Raw genomic sequence first — 19,161 nt, 5'->3', positions numbered from 1 at the left:
GGCCGGGTGACCCCGGTCGGCCCTTCCGCGTGCGCGCGGCGCGCGCACGGGACATCCGGATGTCTCGATTGATGTCTCGATGGATGCCCCGTGGGGCATGTGTGCCGCGCGCGCCCTCAGCGCATCGGCACCCCCACGTCGGTGCCGCCCTCGGGCGTGAGCCGCGTGCGCATCTTGACGAGCGTCGGGATGGGGACGAACCCGCCCGCGAAGAGCGCCTCGCCCTGGCGGAACCACGGCGAACGCGCGAGCAACGCCGCGGGCGCGTAGCCGAAGTAGGTGCCGAGTTCGACGAGGTCGCTCGGCGAGGTCATCTTCATGAGCGCGAGGTTGTCGCACTGGCTCAGGATGCCCGTGTGCACCTTCGACGGGCGCTGCGTCGAGAGCAGCAGCCACAGCCCGTACTTGCGGCCCTCGGCGGCGATCTGCACGAGCCGCTCGCGCACGGCGACCGCGAGCGGCGAGTCGAGCGTCGGAGACGTGAGGTTGTGCGCCTCGTCGATGACGAGGAGCACGGGGCGGCGCTCCTCGCGACGCGCCCAGAGTTCGTCGAGGAGCGACAGTGCGACGACGAGCTGCTGTTCGGGCGTCGAGAACCCGCCGAGGTCGACGACCGTCGCATCGGGCCGCGCGTCGACGACGTCGGTGATCGCGATGTCGTCGCGCGCCCACACCTCCCACTCGAGGAGGCCGAGGTTCTCGAGCCGCTCGGCGAGGGCGTGCCCCTCGGCGCCCCCGTTGCGGAGCTTCGCGACGATCTGCCCGAGGTCCGCGAGCGAGGTCTCGCGCTGCAACTGCACGAAGACGTTGTACTCGGCGCGGTCGACGATCGGGTCGAGCCGGAGCGCCGCGGCCTTCGACGCGATCGGCATGTCGCGGAACCGCGCTCGCAGGCCCGCGGCGCCTTCGCCGCGCGGGCGGAGCACCCGGATGTCCCGTTGCGCGAGCGCTTCGGCGTCGGGTCCGGATGCTCCGGGGTTCAGCTCGCCGAGTCGCACGAAGTCGGAGTTCGGGTCGAAGATCACGACCGGCAGCGCCGTGTGCGCGATGACCTGTTCGAGCACGACCCCGAGCGCGTAGGTCTTCCCCGACCCGCTCTGCCCGCACCAGAACGTGTGGCGGTTGAAGCGCGTCGGCAGGAGACGCGCAGGCCCGCCCGGATCGGTCAGGTTCTCGCCGATCTCGAGGCGCGCGCCTGTCGCCTCGTGCAAGAGCTCGATCGTGTCGTGGTCGGCGATCGTCGCGTCCGCCCCGGTGAACGGATGACTCGCCCGCACGTCGAGGCGACCGCCGTCGAGTTCGCCCACGAGCCGACCCGACACCCACGGCACGTCGCCCGTGCCGCGCTCCTCGACGAGCGCGAGCTGCCTGCGGCCGCCGTGGTCGAGCACGAGCACCGTGCCTGCGGCGAATGCGCCGCCCGAAGCATCCGGAATCACGAACGAACGCCCGTCCTCGGAACGCGCCTTCGCGGACGCGGAACCCCTGTCGCTTCCCCCATGCTGCCGATCCTGGCACGGGGCCTGCGAGCGGGACACCCCCGATCACCCTCCACAGGCGGTGATCGGGCGGCGCGGGCGTCGGGGAGAATGGGTGACCGTGTCCGATCTCCTGATCCGTGCGGCCGAGCCATCCGACCTCCGTGCGCTCGCCGCGCTCGCGGCCGAGACGTTCCCGCTCGCGTGCCCGCCCCACGTGACGGCCGAGTCGGTCGCGGCGTTCGTCGAGGCGAACCTCTCGGAGGCGCGGTTCGCCGACTACCTCGCCGACTCCGAACGGGCGGTGCTCGTCGCGGGTTCGGGTTCGGGTTCGGGCTCGGCCGCCGGCGCCTCGGGCGATGCGCTCGTCGGCTACGCGATGCTCGTCGCGGGCGAGCCCGTCGACGCCCACGCGGCGGCCGTCACGCAGCGCCCGACGATCGAGCTCAGCAAGTTCTACACCCGGAGTGTCCAGCACGGGTCGGGGCTCGCAGCCTCGCTCATGCAGGTCGCGCTCGAGGTCGCCGCGGCGACGGGCGCCGCAACCTGCTGGCTCGGCGTCAATCAGCTGAACGCCCGAGCCATCCGCTTCTACGAGCGGCACGGATTCACGAAGATCGGAGAGAAGCGATTCCTCGTCGGGGACCGCCTCGAGCACGACTTCGTCTTCGAGCGGGATCTCGTCGGCGACGCCGCAGCCGCAGCAGAAGGAGACCCCGCGTGAATGTAGAGCAATCGAGCGTCGATGTCGTCCTGCTGATCGTCGGAGGAGCGGTCGGTCTCGTCGTCTGGACCGCGTTCATCCTCTGGTACGGACTGGCGCTCTCGCGGCTCTTCGCCCGCACGGGAGGCGAGCCGTGGAAGGCGTGGGTGCCGATCGTCAACGAGGCCGAGGTGTTCGCGCGCGGCGGCCAAGCCCCGTGGGCCGTCGTGTTCTTCTTCATCCCGGTCGTCTGCCTCTGGGGGGTCGTGCTGCGGGTGAAGGCGCTCCACGGCCTCAACGCGCGGTTCCGCCGCGGCGCGGGGTCCACGGTGCTCGGTCTCCTCTTCCCGCCCATCTGGGCGACCGCGCTCGCCTGGGGGCCCGAGCCCGTCGCTGCGGCGCACGGGAGCGCGCCCGTCGAAGACGCGCACGACGCGGCGACCATGTTCCTGCCCCGGGATGCCTCGGGCTACACCATCCCCGACGAGCGCCCCGAGCAGCTGCCGCCGACGCCCGCGATGCAGACCGAGTCCGGCGCCGGCGCCGGCGGCCGCGGAATCGTCACGGCTTCGCAGGTGCCCCGAGCCGCCCAGGCGACGCAGGTGCCGCAGGTCGCGCCCGTGCCGCAGGTCGCACCCGCTCCGACCTCGACACCGATGCCCGTGCCCGTTGCGGTGCAGGCTGCACCAGTCGCTGCACCAGTCGCTGCTCCGGAGGCGCTCGCCGGTACGCCGCAGCCCGAGCAGGCAGCCCCGAAGCGCGTCTACTGGCGCGTCGAACTCGCCGACGGCAGCCGCTTCGAGCTCGAGCGGCCGACCGTCATCCTCGGCCGCGCGCCGCAGGGCGACGCCGGCGAGCAATCCATCGCCGTGCCCGACACGACGCGCACCCTCTCGAAGACGCATGCCCGTCTGCAGTTCACGAACGACGGCTGGGAGATCATCGACCTCGACTCGACGAACGGCGTGAGCGTCGTGGATGCCTTGGGGCAGCCCGACCCTCTCCTGCCGCGGGTATCGGTGCGGGTCACCGAGCGGTTCTTCCTCGGCGAGGTCGAGCTGCGGCTCGCCTACGATCTCCGCTGACCGCGGCCCGGGGCTGCGGGGGCTGCCGGCTTGGGCCTGCCGCCTCCGTTCTGGGCATAGAGGCCCGCGGGCTCGCGGCTACTCGGCTTCGACCTCGCGAGTCAGCAGGCCGCCGGTCGTCTCGGCGAGCGTCGGGCCTTCGGGCTCGTCGCGCTGACGACGGAAGACGATGAACGCGCCGAGGCTGCCGAGCACCGCGGCCGCGAGGATTCCGAGCACGAGGGCGAACTCCTTCGTGATCACGAACGGTTCGGCCCGATGCTCGAGCACGACCGAGCCCGGCGCCGGTCGCACCGCGCTCGCGGAGGTGTCGAAGAACGGACTTTCGGGCCCGCGCGTCGACGCGTCGGGCAGCATCGTGATCGCGTCGTACGGCTGGATGAGACCCCAACCTGCGGCGTCGTCGCGGGCGTCGAGGTCTGCGCGGGCGGCGCTCGCCGAGAGCCGGTAGATCCAGCCGTCGGGGCCGTCCTCCGGGTGCGCCTCGGCGACGAGCGCTGCGGCGGCGCTCGCGTACGCGGTGGCGAAGCTCGACGCCGGGAAGTCGGTCGAGTACACGCAATCACCCGCGCCGGTCGCCGCAGAGAGCACGTTCTGGCCGGGTGCGATCACATCGATGTGCGGGCCGTGGATCGAGGCATCCGAAGGCTGTCCTTGCGCGTCGGCGGCGCCGACCGCGAGCGCGCCCGGGTAGGCCCCCGGGTACCGTGGGCCGTCATCGGTCGAGGCGGACGTCGAGCGGTTGCCCCCGCTCGCGACGACGAGGCTGCCGTGTGCGCGCGCGTATTCGACGGCCTGCGCGAGGCCCGGGTCGTCGGGGATGTCGCTCATCGACACGTTGATGACGGTCGCGCCGCGGTCGACGGCGACGCGGATGCCCTCTGCCATACGCTCGACCGACGGCCCGAAGCCCGCCTCGACCGACTCGTCATCGTCGCCGCGGAACACCCGAACCGAGAAGAGACGCGCGTCGGGCGCGAGCCCGCGCAATCCCGACCCGGGCACCTGCGCTGCGGCGATGACGCCGGCGATCGCCGTGCCGTGGCCGCGCAGGTCGCTGAGCCCGTCGGCCCGCTCTCCGTCGCCGACGAGGTCGACCCCGCCCTCGACGACGGGTGCCAGGTGCGGGTTGCCGACGTCGATGCCGGAGTCGACGATCGCGACCAGAACGCCCTTGCCGGTCGCGCGGGACCCGACGACGTCGGCCTGGAGCATGGCGAGCGCCGGCGGAGCATCGGGAATGAACGAGATCGTCCCGGGCTCGCATGCTCCGGCCGCAGCCGAGGGGGCCGCGGGAAGGAGCGCGGTGGAAGGCGCGATGCCGAGCAGCGCGCCTGCGGCGACGCCGACGGTCGCAAACGCCAGGCGCGCACGGATGCGCGGCATCAGCCTTGCGCCTCGACATCGTGCGTGGCGCCGGCTGCCCCGGGCGAGAGCGTCGGCCCCGACGGGAAGAACGCGATCCACGCGCTGGGCACGCGCGTGACGTCGGCTTCGTCGTATCCGAGTCGCTTGAGCGGCTCGAGGTCCCCTCCGGGCACGGCATATGCGGTGCCCGTCGCGTCGATCACGAAGTGCGTGCCCGCGCTGTTCGCGCCGGCGCCGGTCGCGAGGACGACGGCACCCTTGCCGACCTCCATGGCGACGGTGCCGCCCGCGGATGGCGCGGGGAGTTCGGTCTCGGTCGAGCCGAGCACGGCCTTCGGCTCATCGCCCGATGTATCGAGGCGCGCACACGGCGTGACGTCCGCACCGAGTCCGCGGAGCGCGGCGTCGGGCCAATCGGCGCTGCCCGCCGGAGAATCCGAGTTCGGCAGCGGCTCGGTGTCGGCCGGCGAGACCTCCTCCTCGGCCCCGAGCACCGCTCCGGTGCCGAGCAGGTAGAGCTGGTACGCGAGCGAACTGATCGGGGCGAGCTCGCCTGCCTCCGTCACGAGGTAGCGCTCGTCGGCGGCAGCGCCGATCTGGTGCACGACCTGGCCGATCGAAAGACTCGTCCCGTCGACCGGGTCGCCGGCGCCCGCGACCTCGAGCGGCGCGAGCGGCGCGCCGGGGCTGAAGAGATCGAGCCAGCGTCCGTCGACTTCGACGGCGCCGGACTCGCCCAGGCCCACGGCGCGGAGGATCGCGCTCGACTGTCCTGCGGCGACCGAGTAGCGGCGGGAGCCCGCGACGACGAAGAGGTCTTCGCCGCGCCGCACGACCAGGCCGGTGCCTGCACCGGCCCGCTTCGAGAGCGGCTTCGCGCTGAGCGCGACGACCGTCTTGCCGCCGCCGGGGAGGCACGCCGACCACCCGTCGTCGATGAGCGCCGCGCTCGAGGGCAGGTCGTCGGGAGCGCCGACGATGCCGACCGAACGGCCGATCTCGATGCCCTCGAGCGAGCCCTGATCGGTGCTGATGACGCTGAAGGTGCCGGAGGGGACGAGCAGGCGCGCGCTCGCGGTGTTGATGACGGGGTGCAGGATGCCCTCGACCGAGATGTATCGGGCGCCGGTGTCGGTCGCGATGATCAGTCGATCGTTCTCCCAGTCGGCCGGGAGGCCCGGACGGATGAGGCCGTAGAACAGCCCGCCGAGGAGCAGCATGACGGTGAGGGCGATGCCGGCGATCACCGCCCGGAGCGGCTTGGCCGGCTCGAGCTCCTTTCCGCCGGGCGCGCCGCCCGTGAACGCCGTCAGCAGTCGCCGACGGCTGAATCCCTGTGCCTCGATGAGGTCCTTCTTCGTCGCCATCGGCTACACGAGCCCCGCCGTGGCAACGCCGAGCGGGAGCAGCAGCGCGATCGCGATGACCTCGACCGTGTCGGCGACGCGAGCGAGTCGCAGCCGACTGCGTGGAGACAGGAGGGTCAGCCCGACGAGCACGGCGGTCGCGGCGAGGAGCACGATGAGCAGGGCGACCCGAAGATCGGGCTGCGTGAGCGTCGCGACGAGTCCAGTCATCGCGAGCCCGACGGCGCCGAGCGCCATGAGCGTGAAGACGCCCGTCCGCGCGAACACCTGCCGCGACTGGAACATGAGCCCCACGAATGCGAGCGCGCAGAGCGCTGCGCCCGCGACGCCGCCCGAGGCGACGACGGTCGTGCCGATCAGGATGGCGAGGCCGAAGGCGATGCGCAGGGCGATGAGGGTGCGAGCGCCCGACTCGGACCGTCGCTTGACCTCGTCGGCGTCGATCGGCTCGGGGATGTCGAAGATCTCGGCGTCGCTCTGGGGCGAGATCGCGCGGAGGCGCGTGGAGCTGAGCGCGAGCCACGGGAGGAGATTCGAGACGGTCGCCGCGATCGCGACGAGGAGCGCCCACGGGCCGATCGGATCGCCGCCGAGGATCGCCGCTGCCGAGCCGGTCAGACCGATCGCTGCGCCGAGCACGATCGGTGCGAACTGGATCTCGGGACGGTCGCGGACGATGGCGAGCCCGACCCCGCCGCCGACGAGGAGGCCGAGGCCTGCTGCGGCGAGCGGCCAGCCCCAGGGTGTCGGAGCGGGCACGGCGATGAGGCCGGCGAGCCCTGCATAACTCGCGGCGGCGAGCGAGAGGGCGTGGGATGCCTCGGCCTGGCCGAGGCGGCCGAGGACGGCCGCGGTGACGAGGAGGACAACCGCCCCGGAACCGGCGATGAGTGCGGCGAGCAGCGGCTCGGCTCCTGATCCGACGAGGAGGAGGCCCGAGAGTGCGAGGAAGGCGATGCTGATCGCAAGGGCCGTACGCGAACTGTCGCGCTCGGTCCAGCCGTCGTGCTGCCGTGCCGTCGCGTCGATGACGGCCTCGACGATGTCGTCGTAGACTCGCGGCTCGGCGACGAGGCCGCCCCGGGCGAGCGTCAGCAGCTCGCCGTCTTGCACGCCCTGGACGCCCGCCCCGCGGGTGGAGTCGAGCGTCTTGCCGTCGGCGCGCTGAAGCGCGTAGCCGGTGTGGGCGAGGGTGGGGTCGAGGACGCCGAGGCTGCGGGCGAACCCGGGGATGAGCTCGACGAGGGGCACTTGTGTCGGCAGGCCGACGTCGAGCCGGCGGTCCTCGCTCACGATCGACAGGCGGATGACTCCGCCCGCGGCGGCGTTCTGAGCCATGGCGGTTCCCCACTGGATGCTGGACGTGCGCGGCACCCGCGAATCGTCGAACGACAGACTTCGATGCGCGAGCGGCGCCCCGATCCGCCGGAAGCGGAAGTCGAGCGCGGACGCGCGCAGAGCGAGCTTAGCCGCCCTCGGAGGCAGCAGTCCGATTGTCCACAGCGGAGACGGGCGTGCATGGGGAGTTCTCCCCAAGCGAAGAAAATGGTCGTCCGCATCCGGTTACACTCGGCACGTCCATGTCCTGAACGGGGTTGAGGGGAGTGCGGAATGGCTGATGTGATCTCCGCAGAAGAAGGTGCGCTGCGTCGCGGCGCGCAGGCGGTCAATGAGGCGAAGGCCGGCATCGACGCCAAGGTCAAGACGGTCCGCGGCGAGATCGAGCAGGTGAGCGGCTTCTGGAGCGGTGCCGCTGCCGGTGCGTTCACGACCCTGCTCAATCGGTGGAACGAAGAGACCACCAAGCTGAACGAGGTGCTCGTGACCCTCGAAGAGGCGCTCTCGGGGACCGAGCGCGACCAGGCCGCGACCGAAGAGCAGCACCAGCAGACGATCTCGGGCCTCGGCTCGATGATGTCGGGCGCTTGAGCGCGCGGATCGAACGAGACGAGAGGTACAGATCATGAGTATGCAGTCGATGTCGGTCCGTCCGGAGCAGGTCATCGCGCTGTCGGGTCAGATCCGCAGTGGTTCACAGGGCATCCGCCAGGAGCTCGAGCGGTTGGAGTCCGAGGTCGGCAAGCTTCGTGCGAGCTGGGGCGGTGAGGCGCAGGCCTCATACGACCAGGCGCAGGCGAAGTGGTCGAAGTCGCTCGGTGAGCTGCAGGCGCTGCTCGAGCAGATCGCGGGCAAGACCCAGCAGATCGCCGAGCAGTACGTCTCCACCGACAAGGCGGCAGCAGGCCGCTTCAACTAGAGACACGGTCGGGGTGCGCCCGGTCACCGGGCGCACCCCGACTGTCTCCGGCGCCCAACGGCGCGCGAGAACGACGCAGACAGACGCAGACAGGGGAGGGGCCGAATGGAACCGGTGATCTCGGTCGAGCCCGAACAGGTGTTCGGCGATGTGACCAAGCTCGTGAGATCCCTCGAAAGCCTGCCGTCGACGCAGCAGTGCATGGCGACGCCGACCGGAGACAGCGTCGCCCGGTTCGCCGGTTCCTATGACGACCTGGCCGAGCGGCTCGGGTCGACGGTCGACGCGACCAGGCGAGCGATCCAGAAGGTCGGCGGCCAGATCCGCGAAGCCGTCGTGAGCCTCGCAGCGCAAGACGAAGCGCTCAAGGCCGAGGCCGACGCAGTCGTCGGCATGCTGGACTCGGTGCTGCCGCCGCAGCCCGTCACCGTTGCGCCTCGCGCGGCCGACCAGACGGCGCCGAGTCAGTCGAAGCCCGTCGGCGGGAGCACCGCGTGGTGAGTCGATTCCGTCGTCGAGGAGCGCTCCGCGCTGCCATCGGGATCGGTCTGATCGCGGGGGCGGCGTTCGGCGCCGCTCCGGCTGCGGCGGCACAGGATGTCTCGTCCGGCTTCTGGTACGCGGACTACTACGGGCTCAACGAATCGTTCACCGAGGGCGCGAAGGGCGACGGCGTCACGGTCGCCGTCATCGACGGGACGGTCTACCCCGATCTGCCGACGCTCCAGGGCGTCGATCTTCAAGTGCCGACGCCTCCTGTCGAATGCTATGCGGACGGCGTGCGTTACGGCCCCGTATCGGATGTGGTTTCGCAGGCCGCGCACGGGAGCAATGCGGTGTCGTTGGTCGCGGGCACCGGAGCGGGGTTCCCCGGACAGCGCGGGGTGCAAGGCGCCGCGCCGGAGGCGACCGTGCTCTTCTATGGGGTCGGCGACCAGCCGAACGACGTCGTCGGCTTCACTTGCGATGACCCCGAGGGTCATCCTCAGGACTACGACGTCGCCCTGCGCGCTGCGGTCGACGCCGGAGCGGACATCATCACGGTCCAGTTGCCGTTGGCCATCGACGAGCCCGCGGTCGCCGAAGCCCTCCGCAAGGGCGTGATCGTGGTCGTCGGCATGCCGAACAACGACGTGCAGGACGAACCGAACCGCGGTCCCGATCTCTACAACGCCAACGGCGTCATCGCGGTCCAATCCTTGGACTCGAGCGGGAATCTGCAGCCGAAGGCCAACCCGGCCGGGAATCCGACAACGGAGGTCGCCGCACCCGGGGTGTTGATGACGGCGCAGGGCGGCCAATCCGGCGAGTCGTGGGAGCAGCAGTCGCTGCAGACCGGCAACTCGAACGCGGCGCCGTTCACGGCGGGGATCCTCGCCGCGGTGTGGTCGAAGTACCCCGAGGCGACCGGCAACCAGATCATCCAGTCGCTCCTCCGCAACACGGGCACCGAGGACCACGCGTTCGAGCGCACCGACGACCGGGTCGGCTACGGCACGGTGTCGTTGCGGCACATGCTCGCAGAGGATCCGACGCAGTACCCCGATGTGAACCCGTTGATCGTCGACGATCGCGGCGCCGATGCGCCAGGCGAGTTCGCCAACCCGGCGTACGAGGAGATCTTCCCCGACTCGGTCGTGCCCGACGAACCCGATGCGCCCGCGAATCCCCTCGTGGGACCGCCGATCGTGCCCATCCTGATCGGGGTCGTCGTCGGAGTCCTGGTGCTCGCGGGCATCACCACGTTGATCATCGTGCTCGCGGTGCGCGGATCGCGCGCACGGGCCTGAGCTTTTCAGGAGTTGGGCGGAGACCATGGGACGCTACGAAGACGAACTGAATCAGCTCGCCGGCCAGCGATGGATGCTTCCCGACTATGAGTCGACCCGCAACGGGCTCGACGAGCTGATCGCGAGTATCGACACACTCGTCGGCAACCAGGAAGCGTGGAGGGGAGCGGCGGCCGATCTCGCTCGCGGCCACCTCGGGGAACTGCGCGACAAGTTCGTCGCGATCCGATCCGGCCTCGAAGCCGCCAAGCGCGCGATCGACGCCGCCAACTCGGCGATCGACGTCGCGGTCGGCGGGGAGCTGCCCTCGTCGTCGGTCCCCGATTTCTGGAAGAACACGGTGCGGATCGCCGCAGCGGGAAGCACCATCTACTTCCCGCCGCTCGGCGTCATCGCGGCTGAAGGAGCGCTCGGTGCGATCGAAGGGTGGCTCGGGAACAGCCGCGAAGACGCGGCGAAAGCCGCGCTCGATGGGCTGACCGCCGACCTCGCCGATCCGGCGGAGCGACTCGACGCCGCGACGTACACAATCCGCGCGAACTCCCCGGGCGACCAGATCTGGGACGCCCCGCTCCCGGAGGAGAAGCTCACCACCGATCCCATCGACGTCGATGTGAGCCCGACCCGGTGGAACTCCGGGTCGGGCCCGTACGGCCCCGGCGGCGGCCCCGGCGGGTATGACTACGTGCCGCCCACGATCACCACGCCGACCACGTACGACTGGGAGCCTCCCACGTCCCAACCGAACCCGATCGGCGTGCCGAACCCGACCGACCTGCCGCCGTCGACCGGGGACCGCACGTTCCGCCGCCTTCCGTCGATTCGGGGGACCCGACCGGAACGGGCACGGGCACGGGCACGGGCACGGGAACCGGCACTGGAACCGGCACCGGCACCGGCACCGGGACGGGCACCGGCACCCACGGCGGCGGCGGCTCGAACGGCTTCGGCGGGTCGGGCGCGTTCATCGGCGGGGGCGTCGGCGGAGGCGCAGCCCTCCTCGGCGGTGCCAAAGCGGTCGGTCTCCTCGGCGGCGGTGCCGGCGGCGCGGGCGGCTTCGGCGGAGCGTTCGGCGCCGGCGGCGCCGGAGGCGCACAGGCAGGCGGTGCAGGCGGTGCCGGGGGACTCCTCGGTCGTGGCGCACTCGGCCAGGGCGGCGGTGCGGTAGTCGCAGGCAATGGTGCAGGTGCGGCCGGCGGCGGTGCCGGTGCGGGCGGCCGCGGCATGGGCATGATGGGCGGCCAGGGCGGCGCGGGCGACGACGAGAAGGAGCGCCGCTCCGGACTCGGCGGTCCGCTCGCACCCAAGCTCGAAGACGACGAAGAACTCGGCCCGCGCTCGAAGGGCGCCCGAGCGGGCGGCCGCGACGAGTGAACCTCCGACCCGACTGATCCACCCGAGAAAGACGACTCCACCGTGCACGACGTTCTCGCGTCCCCGCTCCACCTCGCGCTCCGCGCGCGATCCGTCGCCCGATGACGACGGTCGCGCCCGAGCGACGGCGGATCACGCTCCTCGGAGACCGCGGTGCGGTCGACCTCGCCATCCCGGTCGATGAACTCCTCGCCGACGCCGTCCGTCGTAGCGGCATCTCGGTCGACCCCGCTCGCGACCTCATCATCGACCGAGGCGGTTACGCCGTCGATCTCGATGTCGAAGGCGACGTGCTCGAAGACGGCGGCGTGTACGCGGTCGTCCATGCTCCGTCGGGTCCGCTCGCGGCGCGGCGCGCACGTGCGGCCGCTGCCGCCTCGCGGAGAGTCGCGTACGGAGCCGGATGGTGGGCGCTCGCGGCGATTCCCCTCCCGGTCTACGCGCTCGTCGGAGCCATCCAGCCGACCTGGTTCGTGCGCGGGCTCATCGCGGCGATCCTCGGGGTCTCCGCCGTCGTCGTCGCGGTCGTCTGGTCGATCGGCTCGGGCCGGCACGGCGCCGCCCCCGCGGTCGCGATGGTCGGGCCGCTCGCCGCGGCGGGTGCGGCAGGCGCGCTCGCGATCCCGTTCTCGATCGATGCCGCAGGGCACCTGCAGGCGGTCGCGGGGCTGCTCGCGACATCCGCCCTCGCGCTCTTCCTCGCGGTCGCAGACCGCGTCCCCGCGCAGCGGGCAGGCTGGGGCACCGTCGCGACCGTGCTGCTCGGGCTCGTCGTGATCTGGGGCGCGACGCTGCTGCTCCGCATGCCGGTCGTCGCCGCCGCGGCGATCTCCGTCGGCGCCGTGCCGCTCGCGCTCCGCGCGTTGCCGAGCACGCTCGTGAACGTTCCCGACGGGTACTTCATCGACTACCGCCACTTCATGAGCAACCGATGGACCGTCCGCGGCGCAGTGCCGTCGTCGCCGGCGTCCATCAAGTCCGTCGACGCCGAGCGCGTCGTCACCGCCTCGAACGCCCGGCTCCTGGCCGGCACGGTGCTCCTCTCGCTCGTCGTCGTCGTCGCGCTGCCGATCGCCGCCGGTGCGATCACCGACCCCGACCCGGTCGTCTCGTGGGGCGGCGTCGCCCTCGTCGCATGCACGGCCGTCGCGCTGCTGCTCACCCCCGCCACACCACCGGCCGCCTGCTGCGGTGGGTCCCTCGTGGCGCGGCGCTCGTCGTCATCGCCTTCGGTGCGATCGAGTTCGCGGGTCGCATCGGGGCTGTCGGCGGTGCAGTCGCCGGAGCGGTCCTGCTCGCCTCGGCGTTCGTCGCCGCCCTCACGGTCGCGCCCGTCGCGAAGGGCACGGGGTCGCTCGTCTGGTCGCGGATCGCCGACGCGACCGAGTGGGTCGCGGTCGCGCTCGCGCTCCCGGCCGGACTCCTCGCGGCGAATGTCATCGCCCTCCTGCGTGGGATGATGGCCGGATGAGCGAGTACGGCGTCAGCCGCGGCGCGTACCCGCAAACGAACACCCCCCAGTACGGCCGGCCGCCGGTGCCGGCCGCCCCGAACGGACATCAGCGGCGGCAGCTCGATCCGTCGTTCGCCGGCACGCCCGCGGGTGCCGGGCGCAGGATCCTCGCGTTCACCGTCGATGCGCTCGTCGTCGCGTTCGTCGCCCTGGCCGTGTATCTCCCGACTTCGAGCATCGTCTACACCGCGGTCGCCGCGATTCAGGTCGTGCTCGCCGGATGGGTCCTCGAAGCCCGCACCGGGCTCACCGTCGGCAATGCGTTGCTCGGCCTCCGCACCTCGCGCGACGATCGGCCGTACTCGCCCGGTGCCGGGCGTGCGTTCGCCCGCGGGTTCATCACGGCGCTCGGCGGCCTCTGGGCCGTCGTCGGCGCTTGGGTCGTCGTCGCGTCGAGCGCCTGGGATGCCTCGGGCCTCCGCCGCAGCTGGGCCGATCGCGCGGCGCAGACGGTCGTCGTGGCCGTTCCCGCCCGACGGAGCCGTACGGCCCCTGCCGCTGTTCGCCCGCCCGCTGCGATCCCCGCGGTGCCGCTCGCGGCGAGGCCGTACGGCGCCCCCGCGCCGGTGGCGCAGCACTACGGCGCTCCCGCACCGGTGGCGCAGCAGTATCCCGTTCCCGTCCCCGTTCCCGTTCCCGTTCCGCAGGGGCAGCCCTACGGCGTGCCGACGCAAGCTCCCGCCGGTGTGCCCGTCCGTGCCGCCGCGCCCACACCCCGGGCCGACCACGGGCTCGACGAGGGCGGCGCGCTCCTGCTCGTCTTCGACACGGGACAGCGCGTGCGTCTGCCGATCCCCGTCGCAGCGAACCTCGGGCGCGCGCCCGCCGCGACCGAGCCCGGCGACCGGATCGTCTCGGTCGAAGACCACGAGTCGACGGTGTCGAAGACCCACGCCCGTCTCGAGCACTCGCGCGGCCGCACCTGGATCACCGACGGAGGATCGACCAACGGGTCCGAAGTGCTTTCGGAGGACGGCGTCCGCACGCAGCTCGCACCGGGTGTCCGACACCTCCTCGACGACGGCGATCGCGTCCGACTCGGCAACCGAACCTTCACGATCAGCGTCCTCATGGGCGCCGACCCCGCCGGAGAGCACCACTGATGAGCGGACCTCGCCTCGCACCCCCTCGCGTCCCTTCCGGGCGGATCACCGTCCAGGCGCCGCCCGAACTGACCCCGAGCGAAGGCGGCGGCATGCTGCAGACGCTCGTCCCGATGCTCGGCAGCGTCGGAGCGATCGTGATGGTCGCGATGACGAACCAGGGCCCGACGGGGTTCCTGACCGGCGGCATGTTCCTGTTGTCGTCGCTCGGCTTCGTCGCGGTCAACGGCTGGCGGCAGCGGTCTCAACGTCAAGCGCAAGTGCTCGGCGCGAGGCGCGAGTACCTCGCCTACCTCACCGAGCTCCGCAAGACCGTCCGCGTCGCGGCCCGGCAGCAGCGTCGCTCGGCGAACTGGCGACTCCCGGCGCCCGAGGCGCTGCCGTTCATCGCCGAGGAAGGCACCCGCGTGTGGGAGCGGTCCGCCGGTGACGACGACTTCCTCGCCGTCAGGATCGGCGTCGCCGACCAGTCGCTCTGCGTGTCGCTCGATGCCCCGGAGCTTCCGCCGCTGGCGCAACTCGACCCCGTCGCGGCGTCCGCGGCGCACCGCTTCATGCTCACGCACGAGTCGCAGTCGAACCTGCCCTTCGGCGTCGGTCTGCGCGACTACGCGCGGTTCGAGCTCACGGGGGACGAAGACGAGGTGCGCGGGCTCGCGCGCGCCGTCCTCCTGCACGCCGCGACCATGCACGATCCCGAGGCGCTCCAGGTCGTCGTCGTCGCGAGCCGTGAGGCGCTCCCGTTCTGGGAGTGGGCGAAGTGGCTGCCGCACACGCACTCGCGCGTGGCATCCGATGCACTCGGCCCGGTGCGCATGATCGGAACCGACCTCTCGGAGCTCGAGAAGCTCCTCACCTCGGAGGCGCGCGAGCGCCCGCGCTTCGTGCGCGACTCGTCGGCGCCGCTGCGGCCGCACGTCCTCGTGGTCGTCGACGGCGGGCGGATCGATTCCGGCAGTCTGCTCGTCGGCCCCGACGGGACGAACGGCGTCACCGTCCTCGACCTGCCGGCGCGATGGGCCGATCTCGACGACCCGAACACCCTCCGCATCGCGTTCGGCACCGGGGGCGCCGAGGTCATCACGATGCATACCGCGCCGCGTGCGATCACGCCCGACTCGGTGAGCGTCGTCGAGGCCGAGGCGACCGCTCGCCGGCTCACGCCCCTCGCCTCCATCTCGACCGTCTCCGAGGCGGGCCCGCGTTCGACGAAGCAGCTGGAACTCGTCGAACTCCTCGGCCTGGCCGACGTGCGCGACCTCGACTTCGACATCGCGTGGCGTCCCCGTCTCGAGCGGGACCGGCTGCGCATCCCGATCGGTCAGGACACGCAGGGCGCGCCCATCGTGCTCGACCTCAAGGAATCGGCACAGCAGGGCATGGGCCCGCACGGCGTGATGATCGGCGCGACCGGTTCGGGCAAGTCGGAGGTGCTCCGCACCCTCGTGCTCGGGCTCGCCCTCACGCACTCGCCCGAACAGCTCAACTTCGTGCTCGTCGACTTCAAGGGCGGCGCGACGTTCGCCGGCATGGCGGGGATGCCGCACGTGTCGGCGGTCATCACGAACCTCGGCGAAGAGCTCACGCTCGTCGATCGCTTCCAAGACGCACTTCAGGGGGAGGTCGTTCGCCGACAGGAGCTCCTGCGAGCCTCGGGCAACTTCGCGAACGTATCCGACTACGAGAAGGCGCGCCGTGGCGGACGCACCGACCTCGCCCCCTTCCGGCGCTCCTCATCGTCGCCGACGAGTTCTCCGAGCTGCTCGCGGCGAAGCCCGAGTTCATCGAGAGCTTCATCAACATCGGCCGCGTCGGCCGTTCGCTGCAGGTGCACCTCCTGCTCGCGTCGCAGCGCCTCGAGGAGGGCAAGCTCCGCGGGCTCGACACGTATCTCTCGTACCGCGTCGGTCTGCGCACCTTCTCGGCGGCGGAGTCGCGCAGCGTGCTCGGCGTTCCCGACGCCTATACGCTTCCGCAGCAGCCCGGTGTCGGGTTCCTCAAGAGCGATACCGAGACGATGACGCAGTTCCGCGCCGCGTACGTGTCGGGCCCGCCGCCGCGTCGTCGGGCCTCGACGACGCGCGGTGCCGAGGGAGCGCGTGCGGCGACCGTCGAACTCTTCACCGCCGCCCGTGTCGAGGTCTCCGAGACGCCCGCCGCCGAGCTCGAACCGGTCGTCTCGGGCGAGGCCGAAGAACAGCGGAGCACGTTCGAGATCGCCGTCGAGCGGATGTCGGGCCGAGGTCCCGTCGCGCACCGCGTGTGGCTCCCGCCGCTCGAGACCCCGCCGTCGCTCGACCAGATGTTCGGCGACCTCGTCGCGGACCCCGGGCTCGGTCTCGTCTCGCCGTCGTGGCGCGCCGCAGGCAACCTCACGGTGCCCCTCGGCATCGTCGACGTCCCGCTCGAGCAGCGGCGCGAGCCGCTCGTGGTCTCCCTCGCAGGATCGGGCGGCCACGTCGCGATCGTCGGCGCCCCGCTCTCGGGCAAGAGCACGCTCGCTCGCACCCTCATGACCTCGCTCTCCATGACGCGCACGCCACTCGAGACGCAGTGGTATGTGCTCGACTTCGGCGGCGGCACGTTCGTCGGACTTGCGGGCTTCCCGCACCTCGCGGGCGTCGCGTCCCGGTCGGAGCCCGAAGTGGTGCGCCGCGCCGTCGCCGAGGTGCAGAGCATCCTCGACGCTCGCGAGCGGTTCTTCCGCGACAACGGCATCGACTCGATCGAGACCTACCGCCAGCGCCGCGCCGCCGGCCTGGTCGACGACGGCTACGGCGACGTGTTCCTCGTCGTCGACGGCTGGGCGACGCTCCGTGCCGAGTTCGAGCAGCTCGAGGGCGTCGTCCAGGCGATCGCCGCCAGAGGTCTGACGTTCGGCGTCCACGTCGTCATCACGGCCGCCCGTTGGATGGAGATCCGGGCCGCCATGAAGGACCTCATCGGCACGCGCCTCGAACTCCGGCTCGGCGACCCGTCCGACTCCGAGATCAACCGCAAGTCCGCCGCCAACGTGACGACGCTCGCCGGTCGCGGTCTGGATCCGCGCGGTCTGCAGATGCTCACGGCGCTGCCGCGTGTCGACGGCGTCGGCGACTCGTCGAGCCTCGCCGACGGCGTGAGCGACCTCGTCGTACGGGCCGCCGCGGCTTGGCAGGGTCCGGCCGCGCCGAAGCTGCGCCTGCTGCCCGAGCTGATCGGCCTCGACCAGATCCGTGCGGCCGTCGCGCCCGACCTTCGCGAGTTCGTCCTCGGCGTCGACGAGGCGGACATCGCGCCCGTGCTCCTCGACCCGACGGAGGAGCCGCACCTCTATCTCTACGGGGACAGCGAGTCGGGCAAGTCCTCGATGCTCCGCGCGTACGCGCAGGAGATCATGCGGCACTACGGCCCGAAGGAAGCGAAGATCTTCGTCGTCGACTACCGGCGGGCGAACCTCGGCGAGATCCCGCCGGAGTATCTCGGCGCGTACCTCACCGGGCACGACCAGGCGATGAGCGGTGTCGCGGAGCTGGCAGCCTTCTTCCAGAGCCGGATCCCCGGGCCGGATGTCACGGCCGAGCAACTGCGCACGAGGTCGTGGTGGACGGGCGCCGAGGGGTTCGTGCTCGTCGACGACTACGACCTCGTGGCGACGTCGCAGGGCAACCCGCTCGCGGCGCTCGCGCCGCTTCTCGCGCAGGCGGGCGACCTCGGTCTGCACGTCGTGCTCACCCGTCGGACCGGCGGCGCGAGCCGCGCGGCGTACGACCCCATCATCCAGCGGTTCACGGACCTCGGCGTCACCGGGATCCTGCTGAGCGGAAATCCTGAGGAGGGCCAGCTCATCGGACGAGTCAAACCCATCCCCGCCGTTCCCGGCCGGGCCCAGATCGTCAGCCGCTCGCGCGGTCTGTTCACGGCGCAGCTCGCGTGGGCGCAGAAGGAGTTCGGATGAGCGCCACCGTCGGCGGTCGAGGAGAGGCGGAGCGACCCGGGGAGCCCGTCCGCTACAGTCGATCCGTGTTCGAGTATGTGGCCGCCGCCGAGGGTATCCAGCCCGGCTTCGCGATCGTGACCGGCAGGTTCGTCACGCTGTTCGGGCACGAGACGGGCGCCGAGTTCGCGGGGGAGCTGTACGCGATGCTCGAGAACGACGAAGCGGAACTCGCCGACGTGCTCGACCTGCTCGCGCTCGAGGGCGGCCCGCCCGACTGCGGCATCGTCGAGGTCGTCGATGCCGAGACGCGGAGCGTTCACGTGGGTGTGCGCGGGGCCGTCGACGTCGTGATGGACGGGGTCGCGTCGTCGCGGTTCTCGGGGCCGGGCGGCGGAGCGTGGGTCGTCGGCGAAGCGGCGGGCATCGAGGGGCTGCGGCTCACGATCGGTTCCGTGCCCGGCATGGGCGATCGGCTTCCCGTCCAGCGGGGCGTCGTGCGCGCGGCCGAGATCGCCATGGCGAAGGTCCGAAAGGATGCGCCGCGGCAGGTGCTCGATCTTGCGACGCGCCCGATCCAGATTCCGCTCGACGCGGCCGCGATCGCGGCCTACAAGGCGGACGCCGCGGCGAAGACGCTTCCGTTCGTCGCGGAGCCGGTTGCGCAGCCCGAGTTCGATCCGGAGCACGTGGTCGAGCCGGTCCCCGTGCTCTCGCCGTCGGTCATCGCGGAGGCGATGGGTGGGGTCTCCGGTCACGCCCCTGCGTCCCCGCGTGCCGCTGGCGGCACTTCGACGGGTCTCGACCAGCGACTTCAGCGGGAGGCATCCGAGGCATCCGTGGCATCCGCCCACGCGAACTGGGTGCTCCGCCTGCCCGACGGACTCGAGGTCGCGCCGCCCGTCGTCTTCGGACGCCGGCCGAGCGGATCGCTCGGCGACGGCGCCGTGCAGATCGTCACGTCGTCACCGCGTCGGGAGATCTCCGGCCGCCACGTCGAGATCGTCGCCGACCTCGAGGGCATCAGCGCGGTCGACCTCGGATCGACGAACGGCACGGTCATCAGACCCCCTGGTCGGGCGCCGTACCTGCTCATCCACAACGCTCAGGTTGCGCTCGAAGCCGGGACTATACTCGACCTCGGCGAGTCGTACCTCGTGACCATCGGCGTATCCGAGTCGGCTCCCGCGTAGTAGCACGTCGGGTC

Annotated in this window: 17 protein-coding genes; 13 read left to right on the top strand and 4 right to left on the bottom strand. The window is 71.7% G+C overall.

Going from position 1 to position 19,161, the window contains the following annotated elements:
• Nucleotides 1-116: 116 nt before the first annotated feature.
• A complete protein-coding gene (locus ET445_RS01140) occupies nt 117-1,439 on the bottom strand; it encodes an ATP-binding protein (protein ID WP_208008489.1) in 1,323 nt (440 codons plus the stop codon).
• A gap of 160 nt (nt 1,440-1,599) precedes the next feature.
• On the opposite strand from ET445_RS01140, the gene ET445_RS01135 reads away from it, so the two are divergent.
• Nucleotides 1,600-2,202: a GNAT family N-acetyltransferase gene (locus ET445_RS01135; protein ID WP_243695278.1), complete on the top strand. Its 603-nt coding sequence runs from the start codon at nt 1,600-1,602 to the stop codon at nt 2,200-2,202.
• Nucleotides 2,199-3,266, top strand: a complete 1,068-nt coding sequence (locus ET445_RS01130; RefSeq protein ID WP_129188065.1) for a DUF5684 domain-containing protein — start codon at nt 2,199-2,201, stop codon at nt 3,264-3,266. The genes ET445_RS01135 and ET445_RS01130 overlap by 4 nt, the downstream gene beginning before the upstream one ends.
• A gap of 78 nt (nt 3,267-3,344) precedes the next feature.
• On the opposite strand, the gene ET445_RS01125 is transcribed toward ET445_RS01130, so the two are convergent.
• Genes ET445_RS01125 through eccD form a run of 3 tightly spaced genes read right to left on the bottom strand, consistent with a single transcriptional unit; the run spans nt 3,345 to nt 7,339 of the window.
• Complete coding sequence (locus tag ET445_RS01125; protein WP_129188063.1) at nt 3,345-4,652, bottom strand: S8 family serine peptidase; 1,308 nt, start codon at nt 4,650-4,652, stop codon at nt 3,345-3,347.
• Nucleotides 4,652-6,001: a type VII secretion protein EccB gene (gene eccB, locus ET445_RS01120; protein ID WP_129188061.1), complete on the bottom strand. Its 1,350-nt coding sequence runs from the start codon at nt 5,999-6,001 to the stop codon at nt 4,652-4,654. The genes ET445_RS01125 and eccB overlap by 1 nt, the downstream gene beginning before the upstream one ends.
• 3 nt (nt 6,002-6,004) lie before the next feature.
• Nucleotides 6,005-7,339: a type VII secretion integral membrane protein EccD gene (gene eccD, locus ET445_RS01115; protein ID WP_129188059.1), complete on the bottom strand. Its 1,335-nt coding sequence runs from the start codon at nt 7,337-7,339 to the stop codon at nt 6,005-6,007.
• Between the two features lie 273 nt (nt 7,340-7,612).
• On the opposite strand from eccD, the gene ET445_RS01110 reads away from it, so the two are divergent.
• The 11 genes from ET445_RS01110 (at nt 7,613) to ET445_RS01070 (ending at nt 19,147) form a co-directional block, all read left to right on the top strand.
• A complete protein-coding gene (locus ET445_RS01110) occupies nt 7,613-7,930 on the top strand; it encodes a WXG100 family type VII secretion target (protein WP_129188057.1) in 318 nt (105 codons plus the stop codon).
• A 34-nt stretch (nt 7,931-7,964) separates the two neighbouring features.
• Nucleotides 7,965-8,258 (top strand): WXG100 family type VII secretion target, encoded by a 294-nt coding sequence (locus ET445_RS01105; protein WP_243695277.1) that lies wholly within the window; start codon nt 7,965-7,967, stop codon nt 8,256-8,258.
• Nucleotides 8,259-8,363: 105 nt separating this feature from the next.
• Nucleotides 8,364-8,759, top strand: a complete 396-nt coding sequence (locus tag ET445_RS01100; RefSeq protein ID WP_129188053.1) for a hypothetical protein — start codon at nt 8,364-8,366, stop codon at nt 8,757-8,759.
• The gene (locus ET445_RS01095) at nt 8,753-10,048 is read left to right on the top strand and encodes a S8 family peptidase (RefSeq protein WP_129188051.1); all 1,296 of its coding nucleotides are present in this window, start codon (nt 8,753-8,755) and stop codon (nt 10,046-10,048) included. The genes ET445_RS01100 and ET445_RS01095 overlap by 7 nt, the downstream gene beginning before the upstream one ends.
• 25 nt (nt 10,049-10,073) lie before the next feature.
• On the top strand, nt 10,074-11,216 hold the full coding sequence (locus ET445_RS01090) for a hypothetical protein (RefSeq protein ID WP_129188049.1): 1,143 nt from the start codon (nt 10,074-10,076) through the stop codon (nt 11,214-11,216).
• A gap of 62 nt (nt 11,217-11,278) precedes the next feature.
• Nucleotides 11,279-11,422, top strand: coding sequence for a hypothetical protein (locus ET445_RS17070; RefSeq protein WP_165314255.1), 144 nt, complete (start codon nt 11,279-11,281; stop codon nt 11,420-11,422).
• Nucleotides 11,423-11,523: 101 nt separating this feature from the next.
• The gene (locus ET445_RS01085; RefSeq protein WP_129188047.1) at nt 11,524-12,882 is read left to right on the top strand and encodes a hypothetical protein; all 1,359 of its coding nucleotides are present in this window, start codon (nt 11,524-11,526) and stop codon (nt 12,880-12,882) included.
• Nucleotides 12,883-12,889: 7 nt separating this feature from the next.
• Complete coding sequence (locus ET445_RS01080; RefSeq protein WP_129188045.1) at nt 12,890-14,038, top strand: RDD family protein; 1,149 nt, start codon at nt 12,890-12,892, stop codon at nt 14,036-14,038.
• A gap of 92 nt (nt 14,039-14,130) precedes the next feature.
• On the top strand, nt 14,131-16,059 hold the full coding sequence (gene eccCa, locus ET445_RS17720; RefSeq protein ID WP_243695276.1) for a type VII secretion protein EccCa: 1,929 nt from the start codon (nt 14,131-14,133) through the stop codon (nt 16,057-16,059).
• Entirely contained in the window at nt 16,056-17,975 is a 1,920-nt protein-coding gene (eccCb, locus tag ET445_RS17715; protein WP_341769759.1) for a type VII secretion protein EccCb, read from the top strand. The genes eccCa and eccCb overlap by 4 nt, the downstream gene beginning before the upstream one ends.
• Complete coding sequence (locus ET445_RS01070; protein WP_129188043.1) at nt 17,972-19,147, top strand: FHA domain-containing protein; 1,176 nt, start codon at nt 17,972-17,974, stop codon at nt 19,145-19,147. Before eccCb ends, ET445_RS01070 begins: the two co-directional genes overlap by 4 nt.
• The last annotated feature ends 14 nt before the right edge of the window (nt 19,148-19,161 follow it).

Source organism: Agromyces protaetiae (assembly GCF_004135405.1).
GTDB classification, from domain to species: Bacteria; Actinomycetota; Actinomycetes; order Actinomycetales; family Microbacteriaceae; genus Agromyces; species Agromyces protaetiae.
Note: the sequence above shows the minus strand (reverse complement) of the source record. Positions and strands in the feature narration are given on the sequence as shown.